Consider the following 9,125-nt stretch of genomic DNA (forward strand, 5'->3'; position numbering starts at 1 on the left):
GCCGGGCGCCGCGCTCCGCCAGCCACTTCACAAATGCCTGATACAGCCCACTAGTATTCCGCCAACGCGTCATCCTGGAAGCAATACAACCAGCGCTCGCCGGGCTGGGCAGAGGCAATCACGGGATGCTGGCTGCCCCGGGCGTGGCCGCTCGCGTGACGATTCGGCGACGAATCGCAGCACAGCGTCACGCCGCAGCTCTGGCAGATGCGAAGATGCAGCCAACGGTCGCCGGTCTTGACGCACTCCCCACACACGAGCTCCTCCGGCTGCTTGACCGTCTCGATGGCCTGGATGTGCGAGCATTGCCGCGCACTCATGCGTGTTGTCTCCATTCGGGCAGGCGCGGCAAACGCTCCAAGCCGCGGTCGAGCCCAATCGCTCGAACTCATCTTACCTTGCTCTATGCGAGCGATTCCGGTTAAATCCGAGAGCGCGTCGTTTGCAACCCTATGAACATCCAAGATCCACATCACGGCCAGCCCGTTCTACGGCAGGGACCAGATCCGTCGGCAGCCCGGCTCGCGGTCGTGCTCGTCCACGGCCGCGGAGGCTCGGCAGCCGACATGCTGGCGCTGGCGCGAGAGCTCGACGTGAAGGACACCGCGTACCTCGCGCCGCAGGCGGCTGGATCGACGTGGTACCCCTTGTCCTTTCTCGCACCGCTGGCGGACAATGAGCCCGACCTCTCTTCAGCGTTGCGCGTGCTCTATGGCCTCCTGGGTGACTTGGAGGCGCAGCAGGTGCCCCCCGAGCGGATCGCGCTGCTCGGGTTCTCGCAGGGCGCTTGCCTGGCGCTCGAGTTCGCCGCCCGTCGTCCGCAACGGTACGCCGCCATCGTCGGGCTCAGCGGAGGATTGATCGGCCCGCCGGGCCCGCCCCGGCGTTACTCCGGATCGGTCGGCGGTGCGCCCGTGTTCCTTGGCTGCAGCGACGTCGATCCGCACATTCCGGTAGAGCGAGTCCACGAGTCGTCTCGCGTCTTTCGTGAGCTTCAAGGCGCCGTTGACGAGCGCATCTACCCGCGGATGGGCCATGCGATCAACGCCGACGAGCTGGACGCGGTGGCGGCGCTACTGGCGCGAGGCCCTAGCACAAGGTGACGACGCGACGTGCGAGGAGGTGTAACCGATGCAGAGGATCTCAATTGGCGCTTGGCTGGTGCTGTTGCTGCTCGCGGCCGGTTGTTCGGGAGGAGCGAGTCGAGGCCAGGAGACGATCACGCTTGCGGTGATTCCAAAGGGAGCCACGCACGAGCACTGGAAACGGGTCCATAGCGGGGCGCTCAAGGCCGCGGCGGAGCTCACCAACGCCGAGAGGCGGGTCGAGGTGATCTGGAAAGGACCGCTTCGAGAAGATGACCGCGAGCAACAGCTTCAAGTGGTCGAGGGCTTCGTCAGCCAGGGCATCGACGGCATCGTGCTCGCGCCGCTGGATAGCCGCGCGCTGCGCCGGCCGGTCGAAGAGGCCGCGCGCGCCGGCATTCCGACCGTCATCTTCGACTCGGCGCTCGAAGCGCCGAACCCGACGGTGAGCTTCGTCGCGACGGACAACGAAGAGGGAGGCCGGTTAGCCGCAAGGCGAATGGGCGAGCTGCTCGAAGGGCGCGGCACAGTGTTGATGCTGCGATACCAGGAAGGCTCGGCCGCCACCGAGGAGAGGGAGCGCGGCTTCGTTGAGGAGCTCGCCGCCACGTATCCGAAAGTCGAGCTCATCTCGTCGGACCAGTACGCGGGGGCAACGCGCGACACCGCGAAGCGCGCGTCGGAGAATCTGTTGAATCGGCTGGCCAACCGGCTCGACGGGATCTTCACCCCGAACGAATCGTCAACGGCCGGCATGCTGCTCGCGCTTCAAGATCTTGGCCGGGTCGGCAAGATCACCTTCGTCGGCTTCGACTACAGCTCCGCATTCATCGAGCCGCTCCAGCGCGGCGAGATTCACGGCTTCGTGGTCCAGAATCCCGTGCAGATGGGGTATCTCAGCGTGAAGACGATGGTCGCACACCTCGAAGGGGAGGCGGTGGCTGAAGTTGTCGATACGGGCGTGATGATGGTGACCCTCGACAACGTGGAGGATCCCAAGGTCCAAGTGGTCATCAACCCGCCAGAGCTACGCGGAGGCGGTGGTTGAGCCTCTCCGGATGCTCTCAGCCTCCGCCGACCTTCCGCGGCGTCCGTACACGTTGGAAGAAGCCGCGCGTCGAGGCTTTCTTCCAAGGCTGGTCTGTCTGGGGCTTCGGCGGCCGTCGGGGCGCCGGGGTCGCCTCGGCCGAGGGCCGAGGCTCCTCCGTGGCTTTGGCTCGGGCGGCGCGCTCCTCCGCCTCGTCTCTGTCGAGACAGCACTGCTTGTACTTGCGGCCGGAGCCGCAGTGACAGGGTTCGTTCCGCCCGGGCCGCTCGCCGGTCGCAGGGGGCGTCGTCATGATCGTCTCATCCCTTCCAGATCGAAGATCGTCGAGCAAGCGCGTTCCTGTCCTCTTTGTATCTCTTGTCGACGACAGCAGCCAGGCGAGCGCGGGTCCGGAATCCCTGGTGTGGAACGTTCCGTTAGTACATGCCGCCCATTCCCCCCGCACTGGAGGCTGGCGCTCCATTCTTGTCCGGAATCTCTGACACGAGTGCCTCCGTCGTGAGCAGGAGGGAGGCGATCGATGCCGCGTTCTGGAGCGCCGACCGTACGACCTTGGTCGGGTCGATGACGCCGGCGTGCACCAGGTTCTCATAGGTGTCGTTCAGCGCGTTGAATCCTTCCTCGGGTCCCATCTCCCTGACCTTCGAGACCACGATGGAGCCTTCCTGGCCGGCGTTGTTGGCGATCCAGCGCAGGGGCTCTTCGATGGCGCGGGCGACGATGTTGACGCCGATTCGCTGATCACCGCTGAGCTCGAGCCCGACGAGCGCCTTCGATGCGCGGAGCAGCGCGACACCGCCGCCGGCGACGATGCCCTCTTCGACGGCCGCCTTCGTGGCGTGCATCGCATCCTCGATGCGCGCCTTCTTCTCCTTCATCTCCGTCTCGGTCGCCGCGCCGACCTTGATCACGGCAACGCCCCCGACGAGCTTCGCGAGCCGCTCCTGCAGTTTCTCGCGATCGTAGTCGGATGTCGTGTCCTCGATCTGCGTCCGGATCTGCTTGATGCGGCCCTCGATCGCCTTCTTCGTGCCAGCGCCCTCGATGATCGTCGTGTTGTCCTTGTCGATCGTGACCTTCTTCGCCCTGCCGAGATCCTCGAGCTTCAGGTTCGCGAGCTTGACGCCAAGGTCTTCGGTGAGCGCTTGGCCGTTGGTGAGGACTGCGATGTCCTCGAGCAAGGCCTTGCGCCGATCGCCGAAGCCGGGCGCCTTGACGGCCGCGACCTTCAGTGTCCCGCGCAGCTTGTTCACGACGAGCGTCGCCAGCGCCTCGCCCTCCATGTCCTCGGCGATGACCAGCAACGGTGCGCCACTCTGCGCGACGCGCTCGAGCACCGGCAGGAGATCCTTGAGGCTCGAAATCTTCTTTTCGTGGATGAGAATGTATGGATCCTCGAGGACGACTTCCATCCGCTCGGGATCGGTCACCAGATACGGCGACAGATACCCGCGATCGAACTGCATCCCCTCCACGATCTCGAGCGACGTCTCCATCGTTTTGGCCTCTTCGACGGTGATCACGCCGTCCTTACCGACCTTGTCCATGGCCTCGGCGATGATCGTGCCGATGGGCTCGTCGTTATTCGCCGAGATGGCGCCAACCTGGACCACCATGTTGCCGCTGACCGGCTTCGACATCTTCTCGAGCTCTGCGATGATCACCTCGACCGCCCGGTCGATGCCGCGCTTGACCTCCATCGGGTTTGCACCGGCAACCACGTTCTTCGCGCCCTCGCGATAGATGGCCTGCGCGAGCACCGTCGCGGTTGTGGTGCCATCACCGGCGCTGTCGGAGGTCTTGCTCGCGACCTCGCGGGCCATCTGCGCGCCCATGTTCTCGAGCGGGTCCTTGAGGTCGATTTCCTTGGCGACGGTCACGCCGTCCTTGGTAATCGTCGGCGATCCGAACGTCTTGGCAAGGACGACGTTGCGGCCCTTGGGGCCAAGTGTCACCTTCACCGCGTCAGCCAACTGATTGATGCCCCGTAGGACCGCCTGCCGCGCCTGTTCACCGTACACAATCTGCTTTGCCATGACATTACTCTCCCTGCCACTCTCGACGTTCTGGTTGCGGCGCACTTCACGCCCTGCCGAAATAGTGCGACCATGCGGTCGCCATCTCGCCCTGTGCTCAGGGCCGAAAGGTCAGCTTGTTCACGCCCCTGGCCTTGTCCAACTTGGCGCGGTTCTCTTCGGCTTGCTTCTGTTGACGGGCGCTCTCTCGTTGGGGAGCCTCTTCTTCATCGAGCCGGATCGCTTCGACCGTTGCGGTTTGTGCCAGAGCATCCAGTGGCTTTGACGACACCAGCAGCCCAAACGCGGACGGGTAGGAGGATCGGAAGAGGGTGAGTGAGTATTGCGGGTCTTCCCAACGCGCCACGACCTTGTCGTTGTGGTCAGAGACCTGGAACGACGAGGACGCGACCTCAGGCGGGGGCAGCGTTGCGACGCCGTACGTGGTCGAAAGAGCCTCGACCAGATCTACATTCGTCAGCCCTTGGGTTCGATCTCGGTCATAGCTGACCACCATTCGAAAGAGCTGGCCGTTGTAGAAGGTGAAGACAACCTTCCTCACTGACTCTTGTTGCGGCGAAGAGCTGAGGGCGCGTGGCGGCAGCCACATCAACTCTTGAATCAGTTGCGGACGCTGATGGAGCACTTGCCCCTCAGGCGTGAGGCCGGCCTGCTCCGCGACGGCGCCCAAGCTGGTACCTAGTTGATATCCCCGGTAGCTGGACAGATCTTGGGCGGAGATCGACGGTGTCGAAATCAGGACCCAAACGACGGACATTGTGAGAATGCGAGCAGTACTCATGATGCTCCTCCTTCGAGGTGACGTTGTTGCTCGAACAAACTTTGGTTCTCCTGTGGCTCGGTTGCGGTCTGTTCCCGCGTCTCCGGCTCGAATAGGTGACTAAGTCATCGTTCAAGCTCGGATGGGCTCTCAGACGGATTCAGCGCCTCGGCCATCCTGGGAGAGGATTTCTGCCAGATGATGAGCATGAGCGCCGGAACCGTGCCCCACACTGCGAATAGCAGCACGCCGGTGGTAAACGACATTGGCGCCTCGAGCGCCGCGAACAGTCCGAGCACGACGACGAGCCACACGAGCATGATCGTCTTGCGGCTGAATAGGTTCGACATGCTGGTTACTTCTCTCTCTTCTTGGTTCCGCACGGGGCCAGGCGCGGACGGCCAGGTGCCCGCCCGCGCCCGACGTCGCTTCAGGCGGTCGCGCGCACGATCTTGTGGAAGGTCGAGGCAGACACCTCATACGTTTGCACCTGAGGCGTGCCCTCCACGACCGCCTCCAGCGACTTGAGCACATTCGGATACGCACCGCGGGCGTATGTGTCCGCGTGCTCCTTCAGATCCCACACGCTGATGCCAATTGCTTCGGCCCCGTCTGGGGCAACGAGGGCGATCTCGTCCTGGAAGCCCTTCTGGTCCCGAAGGACGGGAATGACGTTCTTGTTGAGGAGATCGGTGAACTCTGTCGCGCGACCTGGCTTGAGATGGAAAGACACACTACGAGCGAACATGTCAACCTCCTAGGTTGCAGGGTCAACGGGAGCAGATAACCGAAGTTAGTTTAGGTAATCTGGAGATTGAGGGTTTGTCCGCAATCTTGTTAACCAGAGTAGGTTTATTAACTTCACATGTCAAGCTGAATCGGCGACAATGGCTTGTGGCCGATGCGATTAATCAAATTCAGTTAATTCAAGTGGAGGACGTTCCGTGGATGTTCCGCTCCTCATTCGGCAGCGGCTCAAAGAACTAGGGACCGAGCAGAGGGGGCTGGCCGCAGCCGCGCAGGTGACAGAGTCGTACATTTCCCAATTGTTGACAGGGAAAAAGCTGCCTCCTGCACCCGAGCGGACCGATATTTACGAGAGGATGGAGACGTTCTTGAGGTTTCCCGCAGGAAGACTCGCCACGCTGGCGGCCCTCCAGCGGACCGACGCCTTGAAGAGCAAGTTGGCGGATCCGCCCGCGCCCCTGTTCAGGGAAGTGCGCGAGGCGATTCTCTGTAAATGCGCGCCAGGCAAGGAGAAGCCCATCCGCACGATGTTCGAGAGGGAGCCATTTGGCGCGCTCGAGCGCCTGGTCACCCAGAAGTTGCTCGACGTCGTGAAGCATGTGGCGAGAGAGGAGCTGGAAGACGAGACCTGGCTCCGTCTCGTGGCTCGACTCAGCGAACGCAGCTACGAACAGCTGCGCGTCGACGTGCTCGAGTTCCTGGAGACGGACATCTTCAATGTCTCGGACGAAAACTGCGTCGCGTTTCTCGACCCGCTGATTGAATCGTGGGACATCGACCTCGCCACGTTCGCCATCGAGGTCGTCCTGAACCGTCGTCTGGCTCCCGGAGAGGCCAAGAAGTTCGAGTTCGTGGAACGGGAAAGCGCGCCGCCCGTCGAGGAAGAACCCGGGCTCAAGGCCTTCCTGCAAGATCGCACTCTGAGTGGCGATGCGACCGCGGAGGAGATCGCGTTTCTCAAGAAGCTGAAGTTCGCGCGCAAACGGCCAACCGCCCTCTACTACTATCGGGAACTGCAAAACCTGCGAGACCCGCTCCATTTTCACCAAGCGTCGATCGACGAGAAGAGGGCGTAAACATCACGCTCGGCTCGTCGGCGCGCTCGGTCGTGTGTCGCTACTGTTCCTTCTTGGCGAGGCGCTTCAACAGCTGAATCTGTCCCGCGTGGTACAGATCGTGCGCTGCCATGCCGGTGATGAGCGTCAGAGGGTTGGTCTTGCCGCCAGGTGCCGCCCGTTCAATGTGGCCTGGGTCGAGTGTCTCGATCACCGACCGCAGACTCCGATGCGTCTCGTCGAGCAGTTGGATGTCCGCTCGCCATGCGGCATCCGTGCCCTCTTCGGGGCGTTGGAACCAGTTCGAGCCCTTGAGAGGAAACGAGCCCCGCTTCTCGCCGGTCAGTCTCCGCCGAACCGCGTACTTCCAGTACGCACAATGAACGACGGTCTCCCAAATGTTGTGGCGATTGCGGCCTGGCCGCCAGCGGGCCTCTTTCATCGACACCCGTCGCAGCGAGCCGCGCAGGTTGGTTCCATGCCAGGACTGGCGGTCGTAGGCCTGGTCGATGATCGTCAACAGGAGGTTTGCGGTCACGAAAACAACATACTTCACTATTGTCGAAATTGACCACATTCGAGAATAGTGCCCGGCGGTGCTGTATTGGAATCGCCTACGCGCAACGCAGGGCGACCAGATTCAATCCGTTGCCAACAATCGAATAGGTGCGTCCGGTAGCTCATCCTCGAACGATAGCGGGATCTTGCCCCAGGTCCTCAGACGATGCCAGCGAAGCGAGCCGACGACAGCGAGCAGAAAGGCGCCGATGACGATGGCCAGCCGCCGATCCGCCAGACTGGCGCCCAGCAGCGCGGCGCCGAGATTCACGAAGATCACGTAGATCGACACGACAATCACGACCGTGTGCGCGAAGAATCGCTTTCCGGGGATGTATGTGCAGGTAAACGGGAGACGCCTCCAGTCTGCCAGGACCAGCTCGACGAGACCGGAGCCATAGAGAGCTGCAACCGTGAGGGAGACGAGCGCTTCGCTTCCGAGCCAGCGCCAATGTAGCGGTAGGAGAGCGAGCAGCGGCACCAGAATGCCGATCGAGAGAAACGCGCGCTCGACCGAGGCAAGCTGCCGCGGCCGTGTTGAATCCAACTCCGTGATCCGAAATATCCAGTTTGCGCGCTGCTCGAGTGGTAGCAGGAGTGATGCCCGAAGTGCCATGACCATTGCGAACATCAGCACGAACGGTGCATACGCCATCGCCACTTGGAGACGATGAGTTGGCTCACTCCCGGCGCCCAGCCAGTCGACCATGCCGGCGCCCGAGACGTGGATGACGACAAGACCGATGCCGCACGCCGTGACTCCCATGAAGACGCCGCGGTGGAGCGCGCTGCGTCTCAGAGTCCGCGAGGTGAAGTGAGCGACTGCAGTTCGGGCCGGTTGGCTTTGCCAGGCGATCGTCTGGCGGCGTGGACGCGGGCTGGCCTGCCGGGAGCCGCGCGGCTGCGGTCTGAAGAGGATCTGCTCGAAGCGCCGATAGCAAACGGCATAGCAGCCAACGACACAGAGTCCCGCGACCAAGAACACGAGCCCGCCAAGCTGCGCCAGGCTGACCAATGGCGGCTCCATTTCGCCGAGCAGCGCTTGCTCGACCACGAAAAACCAGGCGGGCGGAAGCGCGTACAGTCGCCACGGCTCCAGCGCGAACGACGCGGCATGCTTGGGAAGCTGGAAGACTAGCGGTAGCGCGACCACGAGGCCGCACAGAAGGCCCGTCTGGAGCAGTCCCACGGCAAGCTGGGCACGAGCGCGCGGCACGCACAGTGTGACCAGGCCGACCAGGGCGATCACCGACGTTGCCGAGAAGAGTGACGCCGCTGCGCCGGCGACGACGTGTGCGACGATTCGGGCCAGTAAGGGATCTGCGGACCAGCGTCCGTGCGAGACCAAGACGAAGAGTGGACCAATGGACAGGTTGGCCGCAGCGATGAACAGGCCAAGGAACAACGCCAGCGCGGCGACCTTGGCGCCGAAGATGGCTCGTCGCGAGATCGGCAGCGCCATCAGCACGCGATAGTCCGTCTCGCTCGGGAAAACGGAGCGGCTGATGAGCACCCGTCGCGAATGCCAGGATGACCATGGGCAGCGCGATGATGAACGTTTCGTCGGCAAGAAGCGCCAAGCGATATGGCTCAGGCGTAGACTGGCCGGAGAGCGCAAGATACCTGATGAAATACACGTGCGCGAGCACCAAGCCGAACGCCATTGGCGCTGCGAGTGCCGCCGCGACGACGCGTTTGAGGCCGTCTGCACCCACGTCCGACAAGAACCCGAGATCGAAATGCGACTGAAAGAAGTGGCGGGTCAGCTCATACCACTCGCCGGAAACGGGGACAGGCCCCTTTTTCAGCGGCGTCAGTCCCCGAAAAAGGGGCCTG

Annotated in this window: 11 protein-coding genes; 3 read left to right on the plus strand and 8 right to left on the minus strand. The window is 62.9% G+C overall.

Annotated features, from left to right (window positions below):
• Positions 1-50 precede the first annotated feature (50 nt).
• Positions 51-320, minus strand: coding sequence for a hypothetical protein (locus tag GEV06_27285; protein MPZ21564.1), 270 nt, complete (start codon positions 318-320; stop codon positions 51-53).
• Between the two features lie 132 nt (positions 321-452).
• Between GEV06_27285 and GEV06_27290 the strand changes: the two genes are divergently transcribed.
• Both GEV06_27290 and GEV06_27295 read left to right on the plus strand, forming a co-directional pair.
• Positions 453-1,103, plus strand: a complete 651-nt coding sequence (locus GEV06_27290; GenBank protein ID MPZ21565.1) for a phospholipase — start codon at positions 453-455, stop codon at positions 1,101-1,103.
• A 28-nt stretch (positions 1,104-1,131) separates the two neighbouring features.
• Entirely contained in the window at positions 1,132-2,133 is a 1,002-nt protein-coding gene (locus GEV06_27295) for a substrate-binding domain-containing protein (GenBank protein MPZ21566.1), read from the plus strand.
• A 16-nt stretch (positions 2,134-2,149) separates the two neighbouring features.
• On the opposite strand, the gene GEV06_27300 is transcribed toward GEV06_27295, so the two are convergent.
• The 5 genes from GEV06_27300 to GEV06_27320 form a co-directional block, all read right to left on the minus strand.
• Positions 2,150-2,425 (minus strand): hypothetical protein, encoded by a 276-nt coding sequence (locus GEV06_27300; GenBank protein MPZ21567.1) that lies wholly within the window; start codon positions 2,423-2,425, stop codon positions 2,150-2,152.
• A 124-nt stretch (positions 2,426-2,549) separates the two neighbouring features.
• Positions 2,550-4,169 carry a chaperonin GroEL gene (groL, locus tag GEV06_27305; protein ID MPZ21568.1) on the minus strand — a complete coding sequence of 540 codons (1,620 nt, stop codon included), beginning with the start codon at positions 4,167-4,169 and terminating at the stop codon, positions 2,550-2,552.
• 97 nt (positions 4,170-4,266) lie between these two features.
• A complete protein-coding gene (locus tag GEV06_27310) occupies positions 4,267-4,950 on the minus strand; it encodes a hypothetical protein (GenBank protein MPZ21569.1) in 684 nt (227 codons plus the stop codon).
• Between the two features lie 104 nt (positions 4,951-5,054).
• Positions 5,055-5,279, minus strand: a complete 225-nt coding sequence (locus GEV06_27315; protein MPZ21570.1) for a hypothetical protein — start codon at positions 5,277-5,279, stop codon at positions 5,055-5,057.
• An 80-nt stretch (positions 5,280-5,359) separates the two neighbouring features.
• Positions 5,360-5,677: a hypothetical protein gene (locus tag GEV06_27320; GenBank protein ID MPZ21571.1), complete on the minus strand. Its 318-nt coding sequence runs from the start codon at positions 5,675-5,677 to the stop codon at positions 5,360-5,362.
• 196 nt (positions 5,678-5,873) lie between these two features.
• Between GEV06_27320 and GEV06_27325 the strand changes: the two genes are divergently transcribed.
• Positions 5,874-6,752, plus strand: coding sequence for an XRE family transcriptional regulator (locus GEV06_27325; protein MPZ21572.1), 879 nt, complete (start codon positions 5,874-5,876; stop codon positions 6,750-6,752).
• Positions 6,753-6,792: 40 nt separating this feature from the next.
• On the opposite strand, the gene GEV06_27330 is transcribed toward GEV06_27325, so the two are convergent.
• Together GEV06_27330 and GEV06_27335 are read right to left on the minus strand one after the other, a co-directional pair.
• Positions 6,793-7,308, minus strand: coding sequence for a hypothetical protein (locus GEV06_27330; protein ID MPZ21573.1), 516 nt, complete (start codon positions 7,306-7,308; stop codon positions 6,793-6,795).
• 63 nt (positions 7,309-7,371) lie between these two features.
• Positions 7,372-8,802, minus strand: a complete 1,431-nt coding sequence (locus GEV06_27335) for a hypothetical protein (GenBank protein ID MPZ21574.1) — start codon at positions 8,800-8,802, stop codon at positions 7,372-7,374.
• Positions 8,803-9,125 lie beyond the last annotated feature (323 nt).

Source organism: Luteitalea sp. (assembly GCA_009377605.1).
Taxonomy (GTDB): Bacteria; Acidobacteriota; Vicinamibacteria; order Vicinamibacterales; family Vicinamibacteraceae; genus WHTT01.